Source organism: Aurantimonas coralicida DSM 14790, from assembly GCF_000421645.1.
Lineage (GTDB): Bacteria > Pseudomonadota > Alphaproteobacteria > Rhizobiales > Rhizobiaceae > Aurantimonas > Aurantimonas coralicida.
Genome location: NZ_ATXK01000001.1, coordinates 205,605 through 232,224, shown reverse-complemented (window position 1 = coordinate 232,224; position 26,620 = coordinate 205,605). Strand labels below are relative to the sequence as shown.

Genomic DNA, 26,620 nt, shown 5'->3' with positions numbered 1-26,620 from the left:
CCCGATGGCGCGGTTGAAGGCCCTGATGCGGATGACCGCCGTCCGATTGTCGGCGGTCTATTTCCTGCTGTTCTCGGTCGCCGCCGTGATCCTCGTCTTCTATGTCACCGCGACGGCGTCGAGCATTCTGCAGAACCAGAGCCGGGCGGCGATCAACGAGGAAATCGGCGAGATCGCGCAGATCTACGATGCCGCCGGCATTGCCGGGCTGGTGCGCACCATCGACCGTCGCGCACGCCAGCCGGGCGCCTCGCTCTACCTCGTCACCGACGCCACCGGGCGCATTCTCGCCGGCAATGTGGAGAGCTTGCAGGCGGGCGTCCTCGACGAGGGCGGCTTTACCGAACAGCCCTTCGGCTATGAGCGCTTCGCCGACGATCCGGGCGACCGCTACCATCTGGCGGTGGCGCAGGTGGTCAGCATGCCGAACGGCATGCGGGTGCTGGTCGGCCGCGACCAGACCGAGCAGGAACGCTTCCGCCAGATCGTACGCAGCGCGCTGATCCTGGCCTTTGCGCTGATGGGGGCGGCGGCGCTGTTCGCGTGGTTCCTCGTTGGACGGCAGGCACTGCAGCGCCTCGACCGCATGTCCGGGGCGAGCGCGCGGATCCTGGCCGGTGACCTGACCGAACGCCTGCCGGTGACCGGCACGGGCGACGAGTTCGACCGGCTGTCGGACAATCTCAACACGCTGCTTGCCCGCGTCGCCCTGCTGCAGGAGGGCCTGCGCCAGGTCTCCGACAACATCGCCCACGATCTGAAGACGCCGCTGACCCGCCTGCGCAACCGTGCCGAGGCGGCGCTGTCGGCCGATGTCGACGCCGCCGGCACGCGCACCGTCCTGGAGGGGATGATCGCCGAGGCGGACCAGATGATCCGCACCTTCGACGCGCTGCTGATGATCTCGCGGGTCGAGGCGGGATCGCATCCGGTGATCAAGACCCGCGTCGACGTCGCCGGGATCGTGGCGGATGTCTGCGAACTCTACGAGCCGCTCGCCGAGGAAGCCGGCGCGACGCTGGTCTTTGTGCCGAGCCCGCCGGTGCAGGCCTCCGTCAGCCGCGAACTGATCGCCCAGGCCCTGTCGAACCTGATCGACAATGCGCTGAAATACGGCGTTGCGGATGGCGGCGGCGCCAGGATCGCCGTGCGGCTCGAACTGACCGATGGCGTCTGCCGCCTGTCGGTGTCGGACGACGGTCCCGGCGTGCCCGCCGACCAGCGCGAGCGCGTGCTGGAGCGCTTCTACCGCCTCGACCAGAGCCGTTCGCTGCCGGGCTCCGGCCTCGGCCTGTCGCTGGTCCAGGCGATCGCACGGGTGCATGGCGGACGTCTCGCGCTTGAGGATGCGGCGCCGGGCCTTAGAGTGGTCCTGGAGTTTCCTCAGGATGGAAAGACGGTCGCCGATGGCGAAACAGGACACGGCGCAAGAGCATGACAGCGGTCTGGGCATCGGCGGCGACATCGCCCCGACGCCGCTCGATCCCGGCAAGGCGGAGGCGTGGCTCACTGACCTGAGCAAGGCGGCGGCGGCGCAGGATCTGACGCGGCTCGGCGAATTTCTCGCGCGGGGCGGCCCGGACGTGGCGCGGCTCGGCGCGGTGCTCGACCTCTCGACCTATCTCAACACCCAGATGCTCCAGCACCCCGAATGGCTGGACGCGCTGTTCGACGCGCCGGCGCGTGAAAGAATTGCGCAGCGGATCGGCGAACTGCGCGACATGGAGGTGGCGGAGCAGGGCGAGACGGCGCTGATGGCGACGATCCGCCTGATCAAGCGCGAGGTCTCGCTGCTGATCGCGCTGCGCGACCTGTTCGGCGCGGCGAGCGTGAAGGAGACCACCGAGGATCTGTCGCAACTGGCCGAAGCGGCGGTCGCGACGGCGCTGCGCTTCTGCCTGATCGCGGCCCACAAGAGCGGCAAGATCGCGCTGCCCGACCCGGCCGACCCGGAGGCCGGATGCGGGTTGTTCGTCCTCGGCATGGGCAAGCTGGGCGCGCGCGAACTGAACTATTCCAGCGATGTCGACCTGATCGTGTTCTTCGATCCCGAGCAGTCGGTCGCCGCCGATCCGACCGAATCGGTCGACACCTTCTCGCGCATCGTGCGGCGGCTGGTGCGGATCGTCGGCGAGCGGACCGCGGACGGCTATGTCTTCCGCACCGATCTACGGCTGCGGCCCGACCCGGGCGCGATGCCGCTGGCGATCTCCACCGATGCGGCGATGAGCTATTACGAGGGCTCCGGGCGCAACTGGGAGCGCGCCGCGATGATCAAGGCCTGCACCATCGCCGGCGACCGGACGGCGGGCGAGGCGTTCCTCCAGGAGCTGACGCCCTTCGTCTGGCGCAAATATCTCGACTTCGCGGCGATCGCCGACATTCAGGCGATGAAGACCCGCATCGATCGCCATCGCGGCTTCGACGACATCGCCGTGGGTGGCCACAATGTGAAGCTCGGGCGGGGCGGCATTCGCGAGGTCGAGTTCTTCGTCCAGGCCCAGCAGCTCATCGCCGGCGGACGGGCGCCGCAATTGCGCAGCCGGCGCACCGACGAGGCGCTGCACGAGCTGGCCGAGGGGAGCTGGATCACCGCCGATACGGCCCGCGACCTCCTCGAGGATTACTGGTTCCTGCGGCGAATCGAGCACTGCATCCAGATGGTCGCCGACGAGCAGAGCCACACGCTGCCGGAGGACGAGGAAGGGCTGGAGCGCATTGCGCGGCTGGCGGGGTTCGACGGTCGCGAGGCCTTCGCCGAGGCGCTGCTGTCGCATCTGCGCCGCGTGGACCGGCATTATACGAGCCTGTTCAACGACGGCCGCGAGCGCGATGCGGGAGAGGGCGAGGAGGCGGTCTCCAAGCGGCTCCTGTCCAGCGAGGACGATCCCGACGCGCTGGCACGGCTGAAGGAGCTGGGCTTCGCCCGGCCGGAGGACGTCGCGCGGATCGTGCGCGGCTGGGGGTTCGGCCGCTACCGCTCGACGCGGTCGGAGACGGCGCGCGAGCGCCTGGCCTCGGGCCTGCCGATGCTGCTGGCAGCCTTTTCCAACGCCAAGGACCCGGACGGGGCGATCGCCGCCTTCGACACGTTTCTGGCGGGATTGCCGGCGGGCATCCAGTTCTTCTCGCTGATCGCCTCCAACCCCCGCATCCTCGATCTTCTGGCGCTGATCATCACATCGGCTCCGGCGCTGCGCGAGACCATCGCGGCGCGCCCGCATGTCTTCGACGCGTTGCTCGACCCGGCCTTCTTCGACGAGGTGCCCGAGAGCGCGATGATGGAGAAGCGGCTGGCGAGTTTTCTGTCGGAGGCGAACGGCTATGAAGACATTCTGGCACGGCTGCGGATCTTCGCCTCCGAACAGCGTTTCCTGGTCGGTGCGCGCCTCCTCAGCGGCGTCGTCGATGTGGGGGAGGCGGGGCCGGCCTTCTCCAACATCGCCAATGTGGTGCTGGACGCCACGCTCAAGGCGGTCGGCGACGCCTTCGCCGAGAAGCATGGCCGGGTGCCCGGCGCACGGCTGGCGCTGCTCGGCATGGGGCGGCTGGGCAATTGCGAGCTGACCGCCGGCTCCGATGTCGACCTGATCCTGCTCTACGACCACGACCCGGATGTCGAGGAATCGGACGGCGACAAGCCGCTCGCCACGGGGCTGTATTTCGCCCGGCTGACCCAGCGCCTGATCGCGGCGCTGACCGTGCAGATGCGCGAGGGCATCCTGTACGAGGTCGATTTCCGCCTGCGTCCGTCGGGCAACATGGGGCCGCTGGCGACGCGCATCGATTCCTTCCGCCGCTACCAGGCGACCGACGCCTGGACCTGGGAGCGCATGGCGCTGACCCGGTCGCGGCCGATCGCCGGCGATCCGGAGTTCCGCGACGAGGTCGGCCACACCATCTGCGACATTCTCGGCGAGGCCCGCGACGAGGCCATGACCAGCCGCGACGTGGCCGACATGCGGGCGCGGCTCGACCGCGACAAGCCGCCCAAGGGCCCGCTCGATCTGAAGCTGATCCCGGGCGGCCTGATCGACCTGGAGTTTCTGGCGCAATGGGCCTTGCTGACCGGGCGGGCCGATTCCGATCTCGTCGGCAGCCCGACCGTGTCTGTCCTTTCCGCCGCCGATCTCGCCGCCGTTGATGCCGACGGAGCGCCGGTGGACCTGCCGGGCGCGATGCGGACCTATACGTCGGTCATCCAGATCCTGCGGCTCGGCCCGACCGGGGTCGAGCGGATCGAGGATCTGCCGCCCGGGCTGGCCGACCGGCTGACGCGGGCACTGGGGCTGGAGGAGCCGGGGGAAGTGGCGCCGCTGCTCGCCAGGACGGCGGCACGGGTGCGGCACGCCTTCAACACGCTGCTGCCGGTCTCCGGCGAGGACGAGACGGTGCCGGCCGATGCCGCGACGGCGGCGCAAGGGGGCTGACGACGTCCTTCGTCCTGTCAGCCGCGCGGATGCGTGACCGCCTGGCTCCCTAGCGTGGACTGATCTTCGCAGGGCTGTGGGCGCGGTCGTGCCGTCGCGGCGTCGCCGCGCGAGGCGTCAGGCGACGGCGGTCTGGTCGAGGGCTTCGGTCTGTGCCGGGGCAGGGGTGAGCGGCAGGCGGATGGCGACGATCGTGCCTTCGCCGACCTGCGAGCTGATCCGCATGCGGCCGCCCTGCAGCGCCACCAGCGAGCGGGCGATGGCGAGGCCGAGACCGGTGCCCTTGTTGGTGCGGGTCAGCTCGTTCTCGATCTGCTCGAAGGGCTTGCCGAGGCTCTTCAGCGCGGCGCGGGGAATGCCCATGCCGTTGTCGGCGATGGTGATCAGCGCCGCGTCGCCGACCGTGCGCAGCTTCATCTTCACTGTGCCGCCATTGTCGGTGAACTTCACGGCATTGGACAGGAGGTTCAGCACGATCTGCTTGGTCGCGCGGCGGTCCACCGTCAGCTCCATGCGCTCCGGCACGTCGGCATTGAGGCGGATGGCCTTCTGGTCGGCCTGGACCTCGATGATCTTGCCGGTCTCGGTGGCGATCTCGCTGAGGTCGACGGTTTCGTGGTTCAGGACCAGGCGACCGGCCTCGATCTTGGCCATGTCGAGAATGTCGTTGATCAGCTTCAGCAGGTAGTGGCCGCTCTGGTGGATGTCCTCGGCGTACTCGCCGTATTTCGGGCAGCCGATCGGGCCGAAGGTGCCCTGGCGCATGATCTCGGAGAAGCCGAGGATGGCGTTGAGGGGCGTGCGCAGCTCGTGGGACATGTTGGCCAGGAAGGTGGTCTTGGCGCTGGAGGCCGTCTCGGCGCGCTCCTTCTCGGCGGCGTAGTTCTGGTTCATCTCGGTGAGCTGGACCGCCTTGCGCTCGGCGTCGCGCCGGGCGATCGACAGATCGTCGATGACGGCCATCAGCCGGCGCTCGGAATCCGACAGGCGGGCCTGATGCAGCTTGAGCTGGGTGACGTCGGTGCCGATGGAGACGAAGCCGTCGTCGGCGGTGCGGCGCTCCGACAGGAGCAGCCAGCGGCCGTCGGGCAGCAGCGCCTCGGAGGCGCGCTCGCCGCTGGCGAAAGTCGGGCTGGTGACGGCATGGCTGTCGATCGGCTTGCGGGCCTTGGCCATGACGGTGGCCAGCGGCGTGCCGCGGGCGACGTCCGCCTCGGTCAGGCCGAAGGTCTCGCGATATTTGGAATTGCACAGGACCAGGCGATCCTGGCTGTCGCACAGGACGAAGGTCTCGGAGATGTTCTCGATGGCGTTGTTCAGCTGGGTGTTGGCCTCGTCGGTGCGACGCGCCAGTTCCTGCTGCTCGGACACGTCGACGGCCACGCCGATCAGGTGGACCTCGTTCTCGGCGGTGCGCGACACCTCGGCGCGGGCCCGCAGCCAGACATAGCTGCCGTTGCGGTGGCGCATGCGGAAGACGCGGTCGAGGCTGGTGATCTTGCCGGCGGCGACCTGCCGGGCGACCTCGAACAGGCTGCCGTCGTCGGGATGCATCAGCGGCGCGATGTCGCCGAAGGCCAGGACGCTGTCCCTGGGGCAGAGGTCAAGAATTTCGTACATGGAGCGCGACCAGTACATGCGGCCGCGCGCGATGTCCCAGTCCCAGAGCCCGCAATGACCGCGCGACAGGGCGGTATCGACCCGCTGATGGGTTTCCAGATACAGCGCGTCGGCGTCCTGGGCCCGCGTCGCCTGGCGGAAATAGGCGTAGAGCACGACCAGCATGATCGTGGAGGTCAGCGCGAAGAGCGTGACGTTGACCGAGACCGAATGGCGCCATTCGGACAGAAGGTCGGTCTCGCGCTGGACGAAGGTGAGGATGCCCTGATTGTCGGCAAGGCGGGCGCTGGCGACGAGGGCCGGTTCGCTGCCGAAGCGGGTGTCCTGCACGCCGGCGCGCTCGCCGAACATCAAAAGTTCCTGATGCTCGCCGATCAGGCGCTTGAGGTCGCCGCCGACGAGGTTCTCGAAGCCGGGCATGGCCGCGACGATCATGCCGTCACTGTCGCTGACCACGGCGAAGCGGCCGTGGCGCAGGAGTTCGGCGGGCAGGGCGCTGGCCAGCAGATCCGCCGCCAGCGCGACACCGTCGCCATCGGCCTCGATGGCGTGGCTCTCGGCGCGCATCAGCGCGGTGGCGATGGTCAGGTCGCGCACGGCGCCTTCTTCCAGTGCCATCCGCTCCTCGACGAGGGTCGCCAGGCGGATGACCGCCGCGAGCGCCAGGAAGGAGACGATGAGGATGGGGATCGAGCGGCGAAGCGCCTTCTCGGAGCGCAGAAGCTGTCGGTAGGCCGGGGCCGCCAACATCTTGGCGTGTCCAGCGATTTCCGTTCGCGCAGTCAGCAGGGCCTCGAATCGGGACAATAGTCCCCCTGCCGGCGCGTTGGACGCGTCCGCTCGCATGCTCACCCCTCGTAAACCGCATCTTAACGATCAGGAACGCCGCCGATCCGAATCATTACCAATTGAGCAAATGCGAATCACCTTGTCCAGCGTGGAATTGCGGCAGAATCTGGGAGTCAACGAATTGACGAGTCATTTCAAAGACCTTCCCAAGATATCTCCAAGATCCGTCGAAAGATGTTCAGTCTCAAGCAGTTGCCGCAGAGTCGTTTCGGCCTGCTCGCGGCGGGTCGGCTCGAAGCTGCGCCACGAGCGGAAGGTGGTCGCGATGCGCGCGGCGATCTGCGGATTGAGGCGGTCCAGCTCGACCAGCCGCTCCGCCACCCAGCGATAGCCGGCGCCGTCGGGGCGGTGGAAGGCAAGCTGGTTGCCGGCCGCGAAGGTGCCGATGACGGCGCGCACGCGGTTCGGGTTGCGCATGGAGAACTTTGCGTGGCCGGTGAGGGCGATCACCGTCTCCAGCGTCTCGGGCCGGGGCACGGTCGCCTGCAGGGCGAACCATTTGTCGAGCACCAGCTCGTCGGTCTCGAAGCGCCGGTAGAAATCGTCGAGCGCGGCCTGCGACGCCGCGGCATCCGGGAAGCGATGGACGAGGATGCCGAGCGCTGCGAGGCGGTCGGTCATGTTGGAGGCGCTGGCATATTGCGCCTCGGCCGCCGCCGGGTCGTTCGTGGCGGCGGTCAGATAGGCGAGCGCCGCATTGGCGAGCGAGCGCCGGCCGGCGCTTTCGGCGTCGGGGGAGAAGGCCTGGACCGTCGCCATCTCGGCGGCCAGCCGCTCGAAGACCTGGACGCCGGCGGTGCCGATCGCCCGGCGGGCGGCGTCTACCACGTCGTGGACGATCTGCGGGTCGACGTCGCGGCCGAGCATGCGCGCCACGTCCGGTTCGGCCGGCAGGGCCAGGGCCTGGGCCCGGAAAGCGGGCTCCAGCGCGGGATCGGTGGCGGTGGCCAGCACCGCGTCGACGATCTCCGCCGGCAGCGGCGAGGCGGTTGCCGCCCCGCCCGCGCGGCAGGCACGCACCATCGCCTCGCCGAGGAGATCGTTGAGGACGCTCCAGCGGTTGAAGAGATTGGGATCGAGCCGTGCCAGTGCCAGCCGGTCGGCTTCGCTCTGGGCGAAGTCGAGATTCACCGGGGCTGAGAAGTCGCGCAGGATCGAGAGGTAGGGGCGCTCGCCGAGATTCTCGAAGACCAGCGTCGTCGCGGCCTCGGTCAGGTGAATGACGTCGCCCTCGACGTCCGGGCCATGGGTCGGCACGGCGTCCTTGTCCTGGCCGTTGGAGCCGACGAGGCCGAAGCGGACCGGGATATGGACCGGATCGGTCCTCGTGCCGGCGGCGCCCTCGTCGAGCGACTGGCGCAGGGTGAGGGTCAGCCGGTCGGCGCCGGCGTCGTAGTCCTCGCGCACCGACAGGGTCGGGGTGCCGGCCTGGTTGTACCAGACGGCCAGATGCGAGAGGTCAACGCCCGTGGCCGCCTCGAAGCAGGCGAGATAGTCCTCGATCGTCGCGGCGTCGCCGTCATGGCGCTCGAAATAGAGGTCCATCCCCTTCCGGAAGCCATCCTCGCCGAGGATGGTGGCGAGCATCCGGACGATCTCGGCGCCCTTGTCGTAGACGGTGGCCGTGTAGAAGTTGTTGATCTCCTTGTATTCCGTCGGCCGGACGGGATGCTGGAGCGGGCCCTGATCCTCGGGGAACTGGTGCGCCTTCAGGCGCCGGACCGCGCCGATGCGCTGCACCGTGGCGGAGCGCTCGTCGGCGCTGAATTCCTGGTCGCGATAGACCGTCAGGCCTTCCTTCAGGCAGAGCTGGAACCAGTCGCGGCAGGTGATGCGGTTGCCGGTCCAGTTGTGGAAATATTCGTGGGCGATCACCGTCTCGACGCCGGCATAGTCGGTGTCGGTCGCCGTCTGCGGATCGAGCAGCACGTATTTGTGGTTGAAGACGTTGAGGCCCTTGTTCTCCATCGCGCCCATGTTGAAGTCGGCGATGGCGACGATGTTGAACACGTCGAGGTCGTATTCGCGGCCGAAGCGGCGCTCGTCCCAGACCATCGAGCGCTTCAGCGCGTCCATGGCGTAGCCGGCCTGCCCGGCGCGGCCCTTCTCGGTGTAGACGGCGAGTTCGACCGGCTTGCCGCTGGCGGTGGTGAAGGGTTCGCGGATGGAATCGAGATCGCCGGCGACGAGCGCGAAGAGATAGGCCGGCTTGTTGAACGGGTCGTCCCAGACGGCGTAATGGCGGCCGTCGCCGAGATCACCGCTCTCGGTCGGGTTGCCGTTCGACAGGAGGACCGGGGCGGCGGTACGGTCGGCCTCGATGCGGACCCGGTAGGGCGCCAGCACGTCGGGGCGGTCGAGGAAATAGGTGATGCGGCGGAAGCCCTCGGCCTCGCACTGGGTGCACCAGATGCCGTTGGAGCGGTAGAGCCCCATCAGCTTGGTGTTCTCTTCCGGCACGATGCGGGTCGCGATGTCGAGAAGGAAGCGGTCGCGGGCCGGGGCCTGGCGGATCGTCAGCCGGTCGGGCGTCGCCGTATAGGCATCGGCCTCGAGCACGGCGCCATCGAGGGCAAGGCCGGTCAGGGCCAGCTCGTCGCCGTCGAGCACCAGCGGCGCATCCTCGGCCACGCCCTCGCGGCGCTCCAGCACCAGCCGCGTGTCGATCTCGGCCCGGCCTTCGAACAGGCGGACCGTCATGTCCACGCAATGCAGGATGAAATCGGTCGGGCGATAATCTTCCAGCCGGATCGTCTGGCCGTCTTCACTGCGCAGCATGGGCTTCCCTTTCCTGATTTTCCCGGCAGTTAGACCGGAAACCGCAGATTGCCAATCGCGTGCGGCGGAGGGGCACATGCGGCGGGCCGGCAACCTCCACCCTCGACGGGCTGCGCCGGAAGCAATAAGTGGTGTTTAAGACCATTGTGGCCGACCCTCCCGTTGCGAACGGGTCCTGTCCACGGCGATCGGTTCGCGTCGAAGGAGCTTTCCCATGAACGTCATGACCCCAAAGTTTGGCCTCGGCGCGTCGGTGCTGCGCAAGGAAGACGACGCCTTCATCCGGGGCGAGGGCCACTATACCGACGACGAGACCCGCGCGGGCCTGCTGCACGCCGCGGTGGTGCGCTCGCCGCATGCCCATGCCCGCTTCACCATCGGCGACCTGGAAGCGGCGCGCAGCGCGCCGGGCGTGCGCATGGTGCTGACCCATGCCGACATTGCGGAACTCGGCGAAGTGCCCTGTCTCGCCAGCCCCAAGCAGGTGGGCGGCGACCCGTTCCAGCCCCATGACGCGCCGGTTTTGTGCCGCGACACGGTGCGCCATGTCGGCGACGCGGTCGCCTTCGTCGTGGCGGAGACGGCGATCCAGGCGCGCGACGCGGCCGAACTGGTCGAGATCGACTACGACGTGCTCGACGCGGTGCCTGACCTGGCGGCGGCCAAGGCCGGCCATGTCCTCGCCTGGGACGATCGCGACGGCAACATCGCCGGTCACATGCATGAGGGCGACCGGGAGAAGACGGAGGCGGCCTTCGCGCAGGCGGCGCATGTCACCACCCTCGACCTCGTGCAGAACCGCCTCGTCTGCAACTACATGGAGGTCCGTTCCTCGGTCGGCGAATATGACGCCGAGAGCGAGCGCTACACGCTGACCACCGGCAGCCAGGGCGTGCACGGCATGCGCGACACGCTGGCGGCGCGCGTCCTGAAGGTCGGCAAGGACAAGATCCGCGTCGTCACCCGCGACGTCGGCGGCGGCTTCGGCACCAAGGCGTTTCTGTATCGCGAGCACGCGCTGGTGCTGGTCGCGGCGCAGCGGCTGGGCCAGCCGGTCAAGTGGACCGCCGACCGCACCGAGCATTTCGTCACCGACGCCCATGGCCGCGACAACATCGTCAGGGGCTCGATGGCGATGGACGCCGACGGCCGGTTCCTGGCGCTGAAGATCGATCTGCACGCCAATCTCGGCGCCTATGCCTCGCAGTTCGGGCCGATGATCCCGTGGTTCGGCATGTCGATGGCGACCGGCCTCTACGACATCCCGGCGATCGACGTGGATTGCCACCTCTATTATTCCAACACGGTCCCGGTGGACGCCTATCGCGGCGCCGGGCGGCCGGAGGCGGCCTATCTGATCGAGCGGCTGGTGGACGAATGCGCCATCGAGCTCGGTCTCGGGCGCGACGAGATCCGCAAGCGCAACTTCATCCGCTCCGACCAGCTGCCCTACCGCACCCCGATCGGTCGCCTGTACGACACCGGCGATTTCGCCGGGCATCTGGACGCCGGCCTGCGGCGGGCGAACTGGGCCAGCTTCGAGACCCGGCGTGAAGCGGCCCGCAAGAACGGCAAGCTGCGCGGCATCGGCTTTGCGACCTATGTGGAAGCCTGCGCCTTCCCCGGCTCCGAGCCGGCCTATGTGGAACTGACGCATGAGGGGCGGATCGAGTTGAAGATCGGCACCCAGACCAACGGGCAGGGCCATGCCACGGCCTATGCCCAGTTCGTCGCCGAGGCGCTGAAGCTGGACTACGACCGGATCGACGTGCGCCAGGGCGACACGGACGAGACCCCGACCGGCGGCGGCACCGGTGGTTCGCGCTCCATCCCGCTGGGCGCGGTGTCGGTGCGCCGGGCCAGCCAGTCGCTGGCCGAGAAGCTGAAGAAGCTGGCCGCCGACGAACTGGAAGCCGCCGCGACGGACATCGAGCTGGAAGGCGGCGAGGCGCGGATCGTCGGCACCGACCGGGCCATCGATTTCGCCGCGCTGGCGGCGGCGGCCAAGTCCGACGACGATCGCAAGGCGGTCGGCGAGTTCAAGCAGGACGAGGCGACCTATCCGAACGGCACCCATGTCTGCGAGGTCGAGATCGACCCCGAGACCGGCATGACCGAGCTTCTGTCCTACACGATCTGCGACGATTTCGGCGTGACGGTGAATCCGATCCTTCTGGCCGGCCAGATCCATGGCGGCGTCGCGCAGGGCATCGGTCAGGCGCTGATCGAGAACGCCGTCTATGACGAGACCGGCCAGCTGGTGACCGCCAGCTTCATGGACTACGCCATGCCGCGGGCCTGGGACTTCCCGTATTTCGACTTCCAGACCCGCAACGTGCCGTCCACCACCAATGCGCTCGGCATCAAGGGCGCCGGCGAGGCGGGAACGATCGGCGCGGCCCCGGCGGTGATGAATGCCGTCGTCGACGCGCTGCGGCCGGCGGGCGTGGCCCATATCGACATGCCGGCGACGCCGCTGCGGGTCTGGGAAGCGCTGCAGGCCGCCCGCTAGGGCCCTTAAACGTCGCCCGGCTGTCCGTGAGATGCTCAGCCGGGCGATGACAGAAACGCGTGATCGACGATGCCGGCGCCTGCAAAGGGGTGCGGCGGTCTGAGGGGACGAATGCCACAGGTGCCTGGCGACGCGGCCTCGCCCAATCCGATGCTCGGCATCATGCTCAAATGCATCTCCGTCGTGGTCTTCGTCGGCATGCAGACCTCCATCAAGGCGGGGGCCCAGGGCATTCCGGCCGGCGAGATCGTGTTCTTCCGCTCGTTCTTCGCGCTGGTGCCCGTCGTCATCTATCTCGCCTGGCTCGGCGATCTGCGCACGGCGCTGACGACCGACCATCTCGGCGGCCATGTCTGGCGCGGCGTCATCGGCGTCACCTCCATGGGGTTCGGCTTCTTCGCCCTGACGCGGCTGCCCTATCCCGAATGGATTACCATCACCTATGGCGCGCCGCTGCTGACCGTGGTGTTCGCCGCGATCTTCCTGAAGGAGGTGGTCTGGCTCTACCGCTGGTCGGCGGTGCTCGTCGGGCTGATCGGCATCATGGTCGTGACGCTGCCGAAACTGTCGCTCGGCAGTGACGGGCTGGCCGATGGCGAGGCGATCGGCATTGCCGCGGCGATGGTCTCGGCCACCGTGGCCGCCATCGCGATGATCCAGATCCGCCGGCTGGTCCACACCGAGAAGACCGCCACCATCGTCATCTATTTCTCGCTGACCTCGTCGGCGCTGGCGGCGCTGTCGATCTTCTTCGGCTGGGTGGTGCCAACATGGGAGCAGGCCGGCTTCCTGATCCTCGCCGGCCTGTGCGGCGGCGTCGGCCAGCTGCTCCTGACCGCCTGCTACCGCTATGCCGACACCTCGACCATCGCGCCCTTCGAATACACCTCGCTGATCCTCGCCATCATCATCGGCTATGTGATCTTCGACGAGGCGGCGAGCGGCACGACGATCCTCGGCGGAGCCATCGTCGTGTCGGCCGGCATCTTCATCATCTGGCGCGAGCACCGCTTGGGCCTGGAGCGCTCGCGGGCCCGCCGCGTCACCCCGCCGACGGGCTGAAACGCCCGCCGGCGCAGGCCCGCCCGCCACCCGCGCGCCTTCACAGTGGCGTGTCATCGGCTTGTGACCTTGCCTGATTATGCGATGCTGGAACCGTTCCAAAAGTTGGACGGTGCCGGATTTCGCAAGATCAGGGGGCGTCGATGAACGAACATGCAAGCCGTGCGGTATTCCGCACCAGCCAGCTCGAAGAGGCCGATGGCGACGGTCTGAACCCGACCGACAACCGCACCATGGGCGACGTGATCGCGACGCGCTTCTCGCGCCGCGACTTCCTGCGCGGCTCGATGGCTGCCACGGCGATCGCCGCCACGGTGAGCCCGCTGGCGCTGATGGCCGCCGACGAGGCCCATGCCGAAGGCGCCGCTGGCTCGAAATTCGACTTCACCGAGGTCGAGGCCGGCGTCGACGAGATGCACCACATCGCCGAAGGCTACGATGCCGACGTGCTGCTGCGCTGGGGCGATCCGGTGTTTGCCGATTCACCGGAATTCGATCCGGCGAACCAGACGCCGGAAGCCCAGGCGCGCCAGTTCGGCTACAACAACGACTATGTCGGCTTCATCCCGATCGACGGTTCGTCGGAGCATGGTCTGCTCGTCGTCAATCACGAATATACCAACGAACACCTGATGTTCCCGGGCATCGTGAAGGTCGAGGGCGACAAGCTCACGGTCGCCGCGGCCGACCAGAAGCGCGTCGACATCGAGATGGCGGCCCATGGCGGCACCATCGTCGAGATCCGCAAGGAGAACGGCAAGTGGCAGGTGGTGACCGACGGCGCCAGGAACCGCCGCATCACCGCCGGAACCGAGATGGAGCTGCGCGGCCCGGCCGCCGGCCATGCCCGGCTGCAGACGACAGCCGATCCGTCCGGCACCAAGGTGTTCGGCACCATCAACAATTGCGCCGGCGGCGTCACGCCGTGGGGCACCTACATCATGGCCGAGGAGAACTTCCACGGCTATTTCGTCGGCGAACTGCCGGCAGATCACCGGGAAGCACAGAATTACGAGCGCTACGGCGTGCCGGACGGCAGCTACGAATGGGGCAATTTCCACGATCGCTTCGACGTGTCGAAGGAGCCGAACGAGCCCAACCGCTTCGGCTGGATCGTCGAGGTCGATGTCGAGGACCCGAACTCGGTGCCGAAGAAGCGCACCGCGCTCGGCCGCTTCAAGCATGAAGGCGCCGAGTCCATCGTCGCGGCGGATGGTCGGGTGGTGTTCTATCTCGGCGACGACGAGCGCTTCGACTATGTCTACAAGTTCGTCACTGCGGGCACCTACAATCCCGACGACCGGGCCGCGAACATGGACCTTCTCGACGAGGGCACGCTCTATGTCGCCAAGTTCGAGGACGACGGCTCGCTGACCTGGATGCCGCTGGTCTTCGGCGAAGGCCCGCTGACCGCCGAGAACGGTTTCGAAAGCCAGGCCGACGTGGTCATCGAGACCCGGCGCGCGGCCGATCTTCTCGAGGCGACCAAGATGGACCGTCCGGAGGACATCGAGCCGAACGGCACCAATGGCCGCGTCTACGTGATGCTGACCAACAACACCAAGCGCGAGGAGGCCGATGCCGCCAATCCGCGCGCCAAGAACGCCTTCGGCCACATCATCGAGATCGCCGAGGACGGCGGCGACTTCGCCGCGACCAAGGGCACGTGGGAAGTCCTTTTGAAATGCGGCGACCCGTCGGTCGCCGATGTCGGCGCGACCTTTTCCACGGAAACGACGAAGAACGGCTGGTTCGGCATGCCGGACAATTGCGCGGTCGATGCCGAGGGCCGGCTGTGGGTGTCCACCGACGGCAATTCGCCGAAGGCGACGGGCCGCACCGACGGCCTCTTCGCCGTCGACACCGAGGGCGCGGCCCGCGGCACGTCGAAGCTGTTCTTCCGCGTTCCGGTGGGCGCCGAGATGTGCGGTCCGCTGATCCTGCCGGACATGCAGACGGCCTTCGTGGCGGTCCAGCACCCGGCCGATGGCGGCGAGGACTGGGAAGGCTTCGGCCGGCCGTCCTATTACGAGGATCTCTCCACCCGCTGGCCCGACTTCAAGGACGACATGCCGGTGCGTCCGTCGGTGGTGGCCATCACCAAGCAGGGCGGCGGCCGCATCGGCTGACCGCCGGACAGGTCCGAAACGCGAAACGGGCGGCCATCACGGCCGCCCGTTTTCGTTTGTGTGGGTGCAAGACCCGGAGGCGTTCGACAGGTCCCGCTTTCGCGAAGGGCGCGGATGATCGCCCGAGGCCGGGGAGGGAGCTGGCGTCCGCGTCTTGTGCTCAGATGCCGCCGGCCTTGTCGTCCGGCGGGGTCACCGGTTCGGCCGGACGCGCGGTGGCGGCATCGCGGTCGGTTCGGTCGGCTGCTGCCTCAGCCTCTGCTGCTCTCTCTGACTCGGCACTGGCCTGCGCCGCTTCTGCTTCTGCTTCCGCCTCCGCTTCGGCACTGGCCATTGCCTCGGCCGCCTCGGCCTCGTCGCTGGCGGCGAGTTCCTCCTCGGCGGTGATCGAGGCTTCGGCGCGCGGATCGAGCGTGAAGCTGGTCGGCGTCTGGGTGCGGGCCAGCGGCACGGTCTGGAAGTCCGCCCGCTCGTCCACCGGCAGCGCCTCGCGGCGGTAGGTCCGGTAGTAGGAATAGGCGGCATAGGCAACGGCCGAGGTGCCGACGGCCTGGAACATGCCTTCAGGGCCGAAGCTCTCCATCAGGAATGCCGCATAGATCGGGCCGATCATCGTGCCGACGCCGTAGAGGATCAGAAGGCCGCTGGAGATCTTCACGAAATCCTCGTCGGCGGCGTAGTCGTTGGCATGCGCCACGGCCAGCGAATAGGACGGGTAGACGATGCCGCCGAGGATGAAGGCGACGACGAAATAGACCGTCGCGCCCCAGGGCATGACGTCGACATAGACGCCGAGGACGGCGGCGATGAAGCCGATCAGCCCGGCTGCGGTCATCACGTAGCGTCGGTCCATCCGGTCGGAGAAGCGGCCGAGCGGCACCTGGAAGACGATGCCGCCGGCCATGGCGACGACGACGAGGGTGGCGATCTCGGTGGTCGACAGGCCGATCTTCTGGCCGAACACCGGCGCCATGTTGTTCCAGCCGCCGGACATGATGCCGGCCAGGAGCACGCCGACGGCCGCGACGGGCGAATTGCGGAAGATCAGGCCGACATCGATCTTCACGCTGGTCAGCGGCTTCGGCGAGGCGGCGCGCGACAGCGCCGTCGGGATCACCGCCAGCGCGAACAGGATCGCGCAGAGCATGAAGGGAATGGTCAGCTCGGGCTGGCTGAGCGGCATGACGTACTGGCCGCCCATCATCGCCGCCATGGTGACCACCATGTAGATCGAGAAGACCTTGCCGCGGCTCTCGTTGGTGACCCGCTCGTTGAGCCAGCTCTCGACGACCATGTAGGTGCCGGCCAGCGCGAAGCCGGCCATGGCGCGGAAGACGATCCAGGCCAGCGGGTCGATGAGGACGCCGCTGAGGAGCACCGAGATCGCCAGGAGGGCGGCGAGGCTGGCGAAGGTACGCACATGGCCGGCGCTGCGCACGATCACCGGCATGACGAAGCAGCCGACCGTGAAGGCGATGGCGTAGGAGGTGCCGAAGGCGCCAATCTGGTAGCTCGACCAGCCCTCGATCGAGCCGCGCACCGGCAGGAGAATGCCCATCAGACCGGCGCCGGCCATCAGGAAGAAGGTCGATGCGAGCAGTGCGGCGATCGGCAGGATCTGCAGTGGCATGGGACGGCCCTGGAACGGTGTGGTCGATGCGGCGCGTTGCCTCGCGGGCAGAGCTAGGCGTTTCGGACCGATTTGGCGAGTGCCTTTTCGCCGCCGATTCGTGCGGCGGCCCGGTCCCGCGTCAGCCCGGCGTCGATTTCTGCGCCAGACGCTCGCGCAGGGCGATCAGGTCGCGCCAGGCGAGGCGCTTCTGGGCCGGCTGGCGCAGCAGATAGGCCGGATGCAGCATCGCCACCGCGTCGATCGCGTCGCATTGCTCCAGCCCGAAGCTGTAGGTCGTCCAGCGGCCGCGCACCCGCAGGATGCCCTCCTGCGCCCCCAGGATCGCCTTGGCCGAGGGCGAGCCGAGGCAGACCAGGATCTTCGGCGCCACCAGTTCGATATGGCGCTGGACGAAGGGCAGGCAGATCTGCGTTTCGGCCGGCGTCGGCGGGCGGTTGCCGGGCGGGCGCCAGGGCACGGTGTTGGTCACCCGCACCGCCTCGCGCTCGAGCCCGATGGATTCCAGCATGCGGTTGAGGAGCTGCCCGGAGCGGCCGACGAAGGGCACCCCGGCGGTGTCCTCCTCGCGGCCCGGCGCTTCGCCGACCAGCATCACATCGGCGGTCTCGCTGCCGTCGCCGAACACCGTCGAGCGGGCCGAGATCCGCAGATTGCAGCCGTCGAAATCCTCCAGCGCGGCCCGCAACTCGGCCAGGGTCGTCGCCGAGCGGGCGCGTTCGCGGGCATCGGCGACGGCGATATCGTCGGGCACCGCGATGCGCGGCGAGGGGAAGCCGGGCTCCTCGGCCGGCTGCGGCGTCCTGGCCGGGGCGGCCCTCGTCTCCTGTGCGGGGCGCGGGGCATCGCCGGACGCTGCCGGGGTGGCGCCCGCCGGCGGGCCGCGCCGGGCCTTGCGGGCGGCGATCTCGGCCTGCGTCTCGGCAAAGCGGTCGCGCGCGGCCTCGCCGGTCACCGCATCGACGCCGGCGGCGCGGTACCATTCGAGGAGGGCGATGGCCGCCTCGCGGTCGATGGGGTGGGGCTCGGCGTTCATGGCCATTCCCTAGCCGATTTTTCCGCGCGGCGCGACGGCGGCGTCAGTGTCCGAGCGACTGGGAGAACAGGTTGATGACGAGGACGCCGCCGACGATCAGCGCCAGGCCGAGAAGGGCCGGCAGGTCGAGGGTGACGCGGAACCAGAGGATGTCGATCAGGGCCAGCAGCACGATGCCGGTGCCCGACCAGATCGCATAGACGATGCCGACCGGCATGGTGCGCAGCGGCAGCGACAGGAAGTAGAAGGCGAGCACATAGGTCGCCACGGTGACCAGCGAGGGTGCGAGCCGGGTGAAGCCTTCGGTGGATTTCAGGGCGGTGGTACCGACGATCTCGCAGAGAATCGCGATGCCGAGATAGAGCGCGTTCAAGCCGGTCTCCTTGTGTCGGGCCGGTGCTGTCTGATCCGCCCGCGGGCGGCGCGTCAAGGGCCGGGGACGTCCGCGACGATCCGCACGACGCCGGCTGTTTGACGGAAAGGTCAATCAGGCTAGAACTCGTCCAAACAGGCCCGTGCCCTAGTCTTGGAACGACGGCACACGGTGCGAATGTGTACGAGGATGCGCGGCATCTGCCCGCGCCACCGAAAGGACCCAGAGACGATGAGCGATACCGCCAGCCAGACCGAGACCCTGCCCGAACGCGAGTCGATGGAATTCGACGTGGTGATCGTCGGCGCCGGGCCGGCGGGTCTGTCGGCGGCGATCCGGCTAAAGCAGATCGATCCGGAGCTCTCCGTCGTGGTCCTGGAGAAGGGCGCCGAGGTCGGCGCCCATGTCCTGTCCGGCAACGTGCTCGATCCCTCGGCCCTCGACATCCTCTTGCCGGAATGGCGCGAGGAAGAGACGCCGATCAAGACCAAGGTCACCGACGACCGGTTCTATCTCTACGGCGCCAGCGGCTCGCTCCGCCTGCCCAATGCGCTGATGCCGAAGCTGATGAACAATCACGGCAATTTCGTCGTGTCGCTGGGGCTCGTGTGCAAGTGGATGGCCGAGAAGGCCGAGGCGCTGGGCGTCGAGATCTATCCGGGCTTCGCGGCCTCCGAGATCCTCTACGACGAGAGCAATGCGGTGATCGGCGTCGCCACCGGCGACATGGGCGTTGCCCGCACCGGCGAGCCCGGCCCGATGTATCAGCGCGGCATGGCGCTGATGGGCAAATACGTGATGATCGGCGAGGGCGTGCGCGGCTCGCTGGCCAAGCAGCTGATCCGCGGCTACGGCCTCGACGAGGGCCGCGAGCCGGGCAAGTTCGGCATCGGGCTGAAGGAATTGTGGGAGATCGATCCGGCCAAGTCGAAGCCGGGCCGGGTCCAGCACTCCTTCGGCTGGCCGCTCGACAGCGGCACCGGCGGCGGCTCGTTCCTGTACCACCTGGGCGAAAACCAGGTCTATGTCGGCTACGTCGTCCACCTGAACTACAAGAACCCGTATCTGTCGCCCTTCGAGGAATTCCAGCGCTTCAAGACGCATCCCGACATCGCCGAACTCCTGGAAGGCGGCAAGCGCATCGCCTATGGCGCGCGCGCCATCACCGAGGGCGGCTGGCAGTCGGTGCCGAAGCTGGTCTTCCCGGGCGGCGCGCTGATCGGCTGCTCGGCCGGCTTCGTCAACGTGCCGCGGATCAAGGGCGTCCACAACGCCATGACCTCGGGCATGCTGGCCGCCGAGAAGGCCGCCGAGGCGATCAAGGCGGGGCGCGCCCACGACGTGCTGTCGGCCTATGACGACGAATGGCGCACGTCGGCGATCGGCCGCGACCTGAAGCCGGTGCGCAACGTCAAGCCGCTCTGGTCGAAATACGGCACCCTGCTCGGCATCGGGCTGGGCGGCCTCGACATGTGGACCAACTCGCTGTTCGGTTTCTCGTTCTTCGGCACCCAGAAGCACGGCAAGCCCGACCATGCCTGCCTGGAGCCGGCGGCCAAGCATAAGAAGATCGACTATCCCAAGCCCGACGGTGTCCTGACCTTCGACAAGGTCTCCTCGGTGTATCTGTCGAACACCAATCACGAGGAGGACCAGCCGGTCCATCTGCAGGTCAAGGACCCGCAGCTGCAGCACGATTCCGAATTCGCGGTCTATGCCGGCCCGTCGCAGCGCTACTGCCCGGCCGGCGTCTACGAATGGGTGCAGGAGGGCGGCGAGGAGAAGTTCGTGATCAACGCCCAGAACTGCGTCCACTGCAAGACCTGCGACATCAAGGACCCGAACCAGAACATCAACTGGGTGCCGCCGCAGGGTGGCGAGGGGCCGGTCTATCAGGTGATGTAGGAGCCGCGTCTCGCTGACCTGCGCAGCGTTGCACGTCGTGTCGTGAAGGGGAGACCGCCATGCGCCTGGCTTTGCCGCTGATCCTCCTGGCCCTCCTGCTGGCGCTGCCGGCGCGCGCCGACGACGCCTATGATGCGTGCCTGCGCGAGGCCGATGCCAGCATGCGGGAGATGGGGGACTGCGGCGGTGCCTGGATCGAGCGCGAGGATGCACGCCTCAACGCGGCGTGGCAGGCGCTCCTGGCGGAGCTTCCCGAGGAGAGCCAGCCGATGCTTCGCGACGAGCAGCGGGCGTGGCTCACCTACCGCGACAAGAGCTGCCTGTTCTACCTGGATCCGGCGAATTACGGTTCGATCGGCCGGCACCTGTCCTATCCGTCCTGCCGGGCTTTCGTCATCGCGCAACGGACACAGGCGCTGAACGAGATCCTGGTGTCGGTCGCGCCGCAGTAAGGGGGCATTACAGGATCCCCGAGGCCACCAACGATCCGAACCAGAGCATCAACCTGGTGCCGCCTCAGGGCGACGAGTGCCCGGTCTATCCGATAATATCGAAGCCGGAACGGCCGCAGAGCTACAGCGCGGCGGCCAGCGGGGTATCCGGGGCGGCCGGCGCCGGGGCCGGCAGGCTGAAGGTCGCGGCGATCGGCAGGTGATCGGAGGCGGTGGGCGCCAGCGTGCCGAGCTGCCGGACCACGATGCCGGGTGTCGCCAGCACGTGGTCGATCGGCAGGCCGATATAGGGCGCCAATGCTCCCGGCAGGGCGCGCAGGAGCCAGGTGAAGCCGATGCCCGTCGTCGGTGTCGTGCCGCTGGCCGCCGCATAGGTTTCCAGTGCGGCGCTCCACGGCGCGGCGTTGAAGTCGCCGGCGACCAGCACCGGGCCGCGGAGCAGGCCCAGCGTCTCCTGCAGTTCGTCCAGCTGGCGCCAGTGGCCGAAGGGCCAGGGCCATTGCAAATGCTGGGAAACGATGGTCGCGACGGTGCCGTTGAAGTCGATGCGCCGCGCGGCGAAGCCGTTCACCACGTCGCAATATCCGGCCTCGTCGACGAAGGGGCGCTTCGACAGGATGGCGACGTTGCCCTGCGCGAAGGGGCCGCTGCAGTAGAACTGATGCGGATAGGTGGCCGACAGGGTTTCGAGCCGCGCCTGCCAGTCGCGCCCGGTTTCCTGCAGCGTGACGATGTCGGGCGCTTCGGCGGCGATCCGGCGGATGGCCTCGGCCGGCTCGGCGACGTCGTAGCGCAGATTCATCTGCAGCAGCCGATAGGCCGGCCGGCCCTCGACGGCGTCGGCGGCCATCGGGGTGCTGTCCGGCAGGACATAGGGCGCCACGGTCGCGAAGCCGGCGAGGGCTGCGGCGAGTGCCGCGGCGCCGGCGATGCGCGGGATGGCCGGGCCGGCGATCAGCGCGGCGATGCCGACGAGCAGGGCGGCGACCGACAGATGGGCGCGAAAATGCCCAACGGAATCGAAGGCGGCGACGCGATCGCCGAAGAAGCCGGCGACGATCGCCACGGCGCAGGCCAGCGCCAGGGCCGCGAGCGTCCACCGCAGCCAGCGGCGACCGCCGGTTCGCCCACGCGCCGGCGGGTCTGTCGTTCCGGTCCCTGCCATGGTGTCTACTGGAACGCCGTCTCGAAGAAGGAGCGCAGCTTGCGCGAATGAACCCGCTCGGAGGGCAGTTCGGACATCAGCTCCAGCGCCCGCATGCCGATGCGCAGATGCTGGGCCACCTGCCGCTTGTAGAATTCCGTCGCCATGCCCGGCAGCTTCAACTCGCCATGCAGCGGCTTGTCGGAGACGCAGAGGAGGGTGCCGTAGGGCACGCGGAAGCGGAAGCCGTTGGCCGCGATGGTCGCCGATTCCATGTCGAGGGCGATGGCCCGCGACTGGGACAGCCGCTCGACCGGCTCGCGATGGTCGCGCAGTTCCCAGTTGCGGTTGTCGATGGTGGCGACCGTGCCCGTGCGCATGATCTTCTTCAGCTCGTAGCCGGACAGGCCGGTGACCTCCTCGACGGCCTTCTCCAGCGCCACCTGCACTTCGGCCAGCGCCGGGATCGGCACCCAGACCGGCAGGTCGGCGTCGAGGACGTGATCCTCGCGCACATAGGCATGGGCAAGGACGTAGTCGCCCAGCTCCTGGCTGTTTCTGAGGCCGGCGCAATGGCCGAGCATCAGCCAGGCATGGGGGCGCAGCACGGCGATGTGGTCGGTGATCGTCTTGGCGTTGGACGGGCCGACGCCGATATTGACCATGGTGATGCCGTGGCCGTCGGCGCGCTTGAGGTGATAGGCCGGCATCTGCGGCAGCCGGGACGGGGCGACGCCCTGATGCGGCTTGGCCTCGCCGGGGCTGGTGACGACATTACCCGGCTCGACGAATTCGACATAGCCATCACCGCCACGCATCATCATCTCGCGCGCCATCATGCAGAATTCGTCGATGTAGAACTGGTAGTTCGTGAACAGGACGAAGTTCTGGAAATGCGCCGGATGGGTCGCGGTGTAGTGCGACAGCCGGTGCAGCGAATAGTCGACGCGCTGGGCCGTGAAGGGCGCCAGCGGCATTTCCTCGCCGGGGCCGGTCTCGTGGTTGCCGTTGACGATGCGGTCGTCGGTGGCTTCCAGATCGGGCACGTCGAAGACGTCGCGCAGCGGCCGGTCGAGCCGCTCGGCCATGCTGCCGTCCACATAGGTGCCTTCGCCGAAGGCGAAATGCAGCGGGATCGGCGTGGTGGAATCGCCGACCAGCACCGGCTGGCCGTGATTGCGGATCAGGAGCGCGATCTGGTCCACCAGGTAGCGCTCGAACAGGTCCGGCCGGGTCACCGTCGTCGCGTAGCGGCCAGGGCGCGGCACATGGCCGAAGGCGAGGCGCGAATCGACCCGCGCATGGGTCGTCGTGGCCAGCGAGATTTCCGGATAATAGGCGCGGTAGCGATGGTCGAGATCGCCATCCTTCAGCACCGCGTCGAAGCTGTCGGACAGGAAGGCGACGGAGCGGCCATAAAGGCGGATGACTTCCGCGACGGCCTCCTGCGCATCCCAGTAAGGGCGGCGTTCGGCGGTCTCGGGGGTGACGATGCGGCTCTCGGCCGGGGCGGGAACGATCTCGGTCATGCCCCTGTCTAACCGGCTGTCACGGCAGCGAGAAGACGCCGGGTCTCAAAATCCGCCGGTGGTGTTCTGCAGAACGATCGGATCGCGGACCAGCGGGCAGACGATGCCGCGGCGATAATCGCAATCGTCGCCGGTCAGGGATCCGAAGGCGCTGCCGGGGCGCTCGCCGATGTCCTGCACCAGGAAGCTCAGGACAGTGCCGATCCCGGCGATCAGGACCGTCAGCGCGGTCATTCGTGTCATCATGGTGCCGCCCTACAGCATTTTCGCCACAATTGCACATGGCGCTGAAGCGAGGCTGACACGCGCCCGGCTCGGATGGCCGGGCGAGAGTGGGTGCGGAGCCGCAGACGGGGCGAGTGTTGGTGCGCGGCGGCGGTCGGTTGTTGGTGCCGGTCAGGCGGCGCGGCTCAGAGCTTCACCCAGGTCTGGGTCTTGCAGAAGATCTTGAGGGCGCAGCCGGTGAGCTCCAGCTTGCCGCCTTTGACCACGGCATTGCCGCTGTAGGTGCGGTCGTCGCGGGGGTCGATCACCTCGCCCTCGTAGTCGGCGCCGCTGCCGGTCATGCGGCCGACGGACTTGCCCTTGTGCTGGCCGGAGATCACTTCGGCGCAATAGGCGCCGCCGCAGCTCGACACCTGCACGATGCCGCCACCCGGCGCGCGCCATTTGCCGACGATGGGCTCGGCGGCCCATGCGGAGGTGCCGAGCGCCATGGCGGCGGCGGCTGCGATGAGGATCGTCTTCATGGCGGGCTCCGTGGTCTGTTCAGGATCGAACAGACAGAACGCCGCTGCCGCGCCAAGGGTTGCGCAGCCGATATGTCGCCATCGATGACGGACCGATGCGGGCCGGTACGCGCCAAGTGGTTCGCGGAACGGGCGGGCAGGGAGGCCTGCCCACCCGGCCGGATCAGAGGCGGGTGAGGCTCTGCGAGCGGCAGATCAGGCCGCCGAGGACGCAGCCGGACACCGACAGCGTGTTGCCGGACAGCGCGCCCTTGCCGGAATATTCCTTGCCGCCCTTGGTGTAGTCGGTGACCGTGCCGGCATATTTGCCCTTGCCGGTCGGCTGCATCTGCCCGAAGGTTTTCCCCTTGTGGGGGCCGGTCGTGTAGGTCAGGCAGAAGGCGCCGCCGCAGCTGGTGATCTTGGCATTGTAGCCGGACGGCATCTTCCAGTTGCCCTCGATCGGATCGGCGTGCGCGATGCCGCCCATGCCAAGGCCGAGCACGGCCGCCAGTATCAGTCGCTTCATGTTCTCGCTCCCCATCAGGGCAAGCCGGCGTCCTCCTCGACACCGTGACGCTTCCCTTCACGTAAGAGTAAACGAGACGCCGCAAATGGCAATGCTGGCGCGCCTGCCGGATGGGCAAAATCGGCGATGGGCACCAGGGCGGAAGATCTGCCGCAGAGGCATGGAATGCGAGTGTACGGTTAGCAATGGGTGAATCTTCCGAAACGGAAGCGGTCCGTCCTCAGATCGGATTGTCCCGAAGGTTCATGGGCTTGAGCGCGTTTTCCCGAACCAAATGCTCACACGCATTTATCTCGAATTAATCGAAAACTTTAAGCACCCCTTCAGTCGTCGCGGTCATTCTCGACCCATCGGACAGCAGCCGATCAACAGCGACAGGGACGCGAAAGACAATGGCTCGCATCGACTTCCAGAACTACGACGACATCTCGGCCAGCGGCGCGGTGTTCGTCGACGCCGACATCCTCTTCGACCTCGGCATGCGCGCGGCCTGCGGCCATGACGGCGCGGTCGATTTCGTCGCCGCCCACATGTATTTCAACCTCGCCGATCGCAAGGGATCGGACGCGGCCGCCTATCACCGGCAGGACGTCGCCAGCCAGATGTCGAAGGCCGAGGTCGCCGCCGCGCTGCGCGCCGCGCGCCAGTGGATGACCCGTCACTGATCACACGCGACGCGTCTTCACGGCATCGGGCGCATCGTCGCCCCGCCTCTGACACAAGCGGCCGCCGTCAGGCCGTCCGGGGCCGGCCCACTTCCGTCAGCGCCTCGCCGAGCGCGGTCTCGAAGATCGCCAGATCCTCGTCGCGGCCGACGGTCACGCGGATCATCCGGTCGAGCGGCGCAACGCCCGGCATGCGGATGAACACGCCGCGCCGGATCACGGCCTCCAGAATCGCGCGGGCATAGGCCCCGTCGCCGCCGCAATCCATGGCGACGAAATTGGTCGCCGACGGCAGCGGGATCAGCCCGGCCGTCGTGGCGATCTCCGCCAGCCTGCCGCGAGCGGCCACGATCTTCTCCACCGTCCGGCGCAGATAGTCCTGGTCGCGCAGCGCCGCGAGCGCGCCGACCTGCGACACGCGCGAAATGCCGAAATGGTTGCGGACCTTCTCGAACTGCACGATCGTCCCGGCTTCGCCGATGGCATAGGCAACGCGCGCACCGGCAAGGCCATAGGCCTTGGAGAAGGTGCGGAAGCGCAGAAGATTGGGGCGCATGACGCCCATCGCCGGCAGGGCCGAGGCGGGGGCCATGTCGGCATAGGCCTCGTCGAGAACGAGGATCGTCTCCGCCGGCACGGCGTCGATCAGCCGCTCGATCTCCGCGGCCTCGTACCAGGAGCCGGTCGGATTGTCGGGATTGGAGACGTAGAGCAGCTTCGGCTTCAGTTCGCGGGTGCGGGCGATCAGCGCGTCGAGATCCTCGCGGTCGTCGCGATAGGGCACGAAGTCCAGCGCCGCGCCGTGGCCGACCACATGGTAGTTGAAGGTCGGATAGGCGCCGTGGGAGGTGACGACGCGGTCGCCGGGCTCGCAGGTGAGGCGCACCAGCAGGCCGAGCAGCCCGTCGATGCCTTCGCCCACCATGATGTTGTCCGGCGCGAGGCCGAGATGCGCCGCCAGCGCCTCCTTCAGGTGGTGATTGGCGGAATCGCCATAGCCCCAGCTGTCGGCGGCGGCCCGCGTCATCGCCTCGACGGCCTTCGGCGACGGGCCGAAGACGCTCTCATTGGCGCCGAGGCGCGCCTTGAAGCGCACGCCGGTCTGCCGCTCCAGCGCTTCCGGCCCGACGAAGGGCACCGAAGCGGGCAGCAATCGCACGAGATCGGTGAAGAGCGGCATGGGGAACTCCGGACGGGAATGGAAAGAGCCGTCGCAGCGCGGGGCGACGCGGCAGGCATGCGGCCCGGC

General features: G+C 68.1%; 19 protein-coding genes. 8 read left to right on the top strand and 11 right to left on the bottom strand.

Going from position 1 to position 26,620, the window contains the following annotated elements; genetic code table 11:
- The first annotated feature begins 4 nt into the window (after window positions 1-4).
- Together H536_RS0101095 and H536_RS0101090 are read left to right on the top strand one after the other, a co-directional pair.
- Window positions 5-1,438 carry a sensor histidine kinase gene (locus tag H536_RS0101095; protein ID WP_024348711.1) on the top strand — a complete coding sequence of 478 codons (1,434 nt, stop codon included), beginning with the start codon at window positions 5-7 and terminating at the stop codon, window positions 1,436-1,438.
- Window positions 1,407-4,430, top strand: coding sequence for a bifunctional [glutamine synthetase] adenylyltransferase/[glutamine synthetase]-adenylyl-L-tyrosine phosphorylase (locus tag H536_RS0101090; protein WP_024348710.1), 3,024 nt, complete (start codon window positions 1,407-1,409; stop codon window positions 4,428-4,430). Before H536_RS0101095 ends, H536_RS0101090 begins: the two co-directional genes overlap by 32 nt.
- A 117-nt stretch (window positions 4,431-4,547) precedes the next feature.
- Here the strand turns inward: H536_RS0101090 and H536_RS0101085 are convergent, their stop codons facing one another.
- Both H536_RS0101085 and pepN read right to left on the bottom strand, forming a co-directional pair.
- The gene (locus H536_RS0101085; RefSeq protein ID WP_244495448.1) at window positions 4,548-6,800 is read right to left on the bottom strand and encodes a PAS domain-containing sensor histidine kinase; all 2,253 of its coding nucleotides are present in this window, start codon (window positions 6,798-6,800) and stop codon (window positions 4,548-4,550) included.
- A 228-nt stretch (window positions 6,801-7,028) separates the two neighbouring features.
- Complete coding sequence (gene pepN, locus H536_RS0101080) at window positions 7,029-9,677, bottom strand: aminopeptidase N (RefSeq protein WP_192844239.1); 2,649 nt, start codon at window positions 9,675-9,677, stop codon at window positions 7,029-7,031.
- 214 nt (window positions 9,678-9,891) lie between these two features.
- Here pepN and H536_RS0101075 point away from each other — a divergent pair, with 214 nt between their 5' ends.
- The 3 genes from H536_RS0101075 (at window position 9,892) to H536_RS0101065 (ending at window position 15,380) form a co-directional block, all read left to right on the top strand.
- On the top strand, window positions 9,892-12,189 hold the full coding sequence (locus H536_RS0101075) for a xanthine dehydrogenase family protein molybdopterin-binding subunit (protein ID WP_024348707.1): 2,298 nt from the start codon (window positions 9,892-9,894) through the stop codon (window positions 12,187-12,189).
- Window positions 12,190-12,300: 111 nt separating this feature from the next.
- Complete coding sequence (locus H536_RS0101070) at window positions 12,301-13,251, top strand: DMT family transporter (protein WP_035694397.1); 951 nt, start codon at window positions 12,301-12,303, stop codon at window positions 13,249-13,251.
- Between the two features lie 143 nt (window positions 13,252-13,394).
- Window positions 13,395-15,380: a PhoX family protein gene (locus tag H536_RS0101065; protein WP_024348705.1), complete on the top strand. Its 1,986-nt coding sequence runs from the start codon at window positions 13,395-13,397 to the stop codon at window positions 15,378-15,380.
- Between the two features lie 160 nt (window positions 15,381-15,540).
- Here the strand turns inward: H536_RS0101065 and H536_RS0101060 are convergent, their stop codons facing one another.
- The 3 genes from H536_RS0101060 to H536_RS0101050 form a co-directional block, all read right to left on the bottom strand.
- Entirely contained in the window at window positions 15,541-17,010 is a 1,470-nt protein-coding gene (locus H536_RS0101060; RefSeq protein WP_024348704.1) for an MFS transporter, read from the bottom strand.
- A gap of 121 nt (window positions 17,011-17,131) precedes the next feature.
- Window positions 17,132-18,052 (bottom strand): uracil-DNA glycosylase, encoded by a 921-nt coding sequence (locus H536_RS0101055; RefSeq protein WP_024348703.1) that lies wholly within the window; start codon window positions 18,050-18,052, stop codon window positions 17,132-17,134.
- A gap of 37 nt (window positions 18,053-18,089) precedes the next feature.
- Window positions 18,090-18,419, bottom strand: coding sequence for a DMT family transporter (locus H536_RS0101050; protein WP_024348702.1), 330 nt, complete (start codon window positions 18,417-18,419; stop codon window positions 18,090-18,092).
- 231 nt (window positions 18,420-18,650) lie between these two features.
- On the opposite strand from H536_RS0101050, the gene H536_RS0101045 reads away from it, so the two are divergent.
- The gene (locus tag H536_RS0101045) at window positions 18,651-20,324 is read left to right on the top strand and encodes an electron transfer flavoprotein-ubiquinone oxidoreductase (protein ID WP_024348701.1); all 1,674 of its coding nucleotides are present in this window, start codon (window positions 18,651-18,653) and stop codon (window positions 20,322-20,324) included.
- Window positions 20,325-20,383: 59 nt separating this feature from the next.
- Complete coding sequence (locus tag H536_RS0101040) at window positions 20,384-20,776, top strand: lysozyme inhibitor LprI family protein (RefSeq protein WP_024348700.1); 393 nt, start codon at window positions 20,384-20,386, stop codon at window positions 20,774-20,776.
- Between the two features lie 121 nt (window positions 20,777-20,897).
- Here H536_RS0101040 and H536_RS0101035 read toward each other — a convergent pair whose 3' ends face one another.
- From H536_RS0101035 to H536_RS0101015, 5 genes are all read right to left on the bottom strand, one after another.
- On the bottom strand, window positions 20,898-21,941 hold the full coding sequence (locus H536_RS0101035) for an endonuclease/exonuclease/phosphatase family protein (RefSeq protein WP_024348699.1): 1,044 nt from the start codon (window positions 21,939-21,941) through the stop codon (window positions 20,898-20,900).
- Window positions 21,942-21,946: 5 nt separating this feature from the next.
- Window positions 21,947-23,449: an AMP nucleosidase gene (locus tag H536_RS0101030; protein ID WP_024348698.1), complete on the bottom strand. Its 1,503-nt coding sequence runs from the start codon at window positions 23,447-23,449 to the stop codon at window positions 21,947-21,949.
- Window positions 23,450-23,494: 45 nt separating this feature from the next.
- On the bottom strand, window positions 23,495-23,683 hold the full coding sequence (locus H536_RS0101025) for a hypothetical protein (RefSeq protein ID WP_024348697.1): 189 nt from the start codon (window positions 23,681-23,683) through the stop codon (window positions 23,495-23,497).
- A gap of 176 nt (window positions 23,684-23,859) precedes the next feature.
- Entirely contained in the window at window positions 23,860-24,198 is a 339-nt protein-coding gene (locus H536_RS0101020; protein ID WP_024348696.1) for a DUF2147 domain-containing protein, read from the bottom strand.
- Between the two features lie 163 nt (window positions 24,199-24,361).
- Window positions 24,362-24,706 carry a DUF2147 domain-containing protein gene (locus tag H536_RS0101015; RefSeq protein WP_024348695.1) on the bottom strand — a complete coding sequence of 115 codons (345 nt, stop codon included), beginning with the start codon at window positions 24,704-24,706 and terminating at the stop codon, window positions 24,362-24,364.
- Between the two features lie 392 nt (window positions 24,707-25,098).
- On the opposite strand from H536_RS0101015, the gene H536_RS0101010 reads away from it, so the two are divergent.
- Window positions 25,099-25,371, top strand: coding sequence for a hypothetical protein (locus H536_RS0101010; RefSeq protein ID WP_024348694.1), 273 nt, complete (start codon window positions 25,099-25,101; stop codon window positions 25,369-25,371).
- Window positions 25,372-25,438: 67 nt separating this feature from the next.
- On the opposite strand, the gene H536_RS0101005 is transcribed toward H536_RS0101010, so the two are convergent.
- Window positions 25,439-26,551 (bottom strand): pyridoxal phosphate-dependent aminotransferase, encoded by a 1,113-nt coding sequence (locus tag H536_RS0101005; protein WP_024348693.1) that lies wholly within the window; start codon window positions 26,549-26,551, stop codon window positions 25,439-25,441.
- Between the last annotated feature and the right edge of the window lie 69 nt (window positions 26,552-26,620).

Bases quoted from the DNA above. Each gene is read 5' to 3' on its own strand.
- H536_RS0101095 (WP_024348711.1), top strand. From the start codon at position 5: ATGGCGCGGTTGAAGGCCCTGATGCGGATGACCGCCGTCCGATTGTCG.
- H536_RS0101040 (WP_024348700.1), top strand. From the start codon at position 20,384: ATGCGCCTGGCTTTGCCGCTGATCCTCCTGGCCCTCCTGCTGGCGCTG.
- H536_RS0101090 (WP_024348710.1), top strand. From the start codon at position 1,407: ATGGCGAAACAGGACACGGCGCAAGAGCATGACAGCGGTCTGGGCATC.
- H536_RS0101070 (WP_035694397.1), top strand. From the start codon at position 12,301: ATGCCACAGGTGCCTGGCGACGCGGCCTCGCCCAATCCGATGCTCGGC.
- H536_RS0101025 (WP_024348697.1), bottom strand. From the start codon at position 23,683: ATGACCGCGCTGACGGTCCTGATCGCCGGGATCGGCACTGTCCTGAGC.
- H536_RS0101015 (WP_024348695.1), bottom strand. From the start codon at position 24,706: ATGAAGCGACTGATACTGGCGGCCGTGCTCGGCCTTGGCATGGGCGGC.
- H536_RS0101085 (WP_244495448.1), bottom strand. From the start codon at position 6,800: ATGTTGGCGGCCCCGGCCTACCGACAGCTTCTGCGCTCCGAGAAGGCG.
- H536_RS0101055 (WP_024348703.1), bottom strand. From the start codon at position 18,052: ATGGCCATGAACGCCGAGCCCCACCCCATCGACCGCGAGGCGGCCATC.
- H536_RS0101045 (WP_024348701.1), top strand. From the start codon at position 18,651: ATGAGCGATACCGCCAGCCAGACCGAGACCCTGCCCGAACGCGAGTCG.
- H536_RS0101060 (WP_024348704.1), bottom strand. From the start codon at position 17,010: ATGCCACTGCAGATCCTGCCGATCGCCGCACTGCTCGCATCGACCTTC.
- H536_RS0101035 (WP_024348699.1), bottom strand. From the start codon at position 21,941: ATGGCAGGGACCGGAACGACAGACCCGCCGGCGCGTGGGCGAACCGGC.
- H536_RS0101065 (WP_024348705.1), top strand. From the start codon at position 13,395: ATGAACGAACATGCAAGCCGTGCGGTATTCCGCACCAGCCAGCTCGAA.
- H536_RS0101075 (WP_024348707.1), top strand. From the start codon at position 9,892: ATGAACGTCATGACCCCAAAGTTTGGCCTCGGCGCGTCGGTGCTGCGC.
- H536_RS0101010 (WP_024348694.1), top strand. From the start codon at position 25,099: ATGGCTCGCATCGACTTCCAGAACTACGACGACATCTCGGCCAGCGGC.
- pepN (WP_192844239.1), bottom strand. From the start codon at position 9,677: ATGCTGCGCAGTGAAGACGGCCAGACGATCCGGCTGGAAGATTATCGC.
- H536_RS0101030 (WP_024348698.1), bottom strand. From the start codon at position 23,449: ATGACCGAGATCGTTCCCGCCCCGGCCGAGAGCCGCATCGTCACCCCC.
- H536_RS0101005 (WP_024348693.1), bottom strand. From the start codon at position 26,551: ATGCCGCTCTTCACCGATCTCGTGCGATTGCTGCCCGCTTCGGTGCCC.
- H536_RS0101020 (WP_024348696.1), bottom strand. From the start codon at position 24,198: ATGAAGACGATCCTCATCGCAGCCGCCGCCGCCATGGCGCTCGGCACC.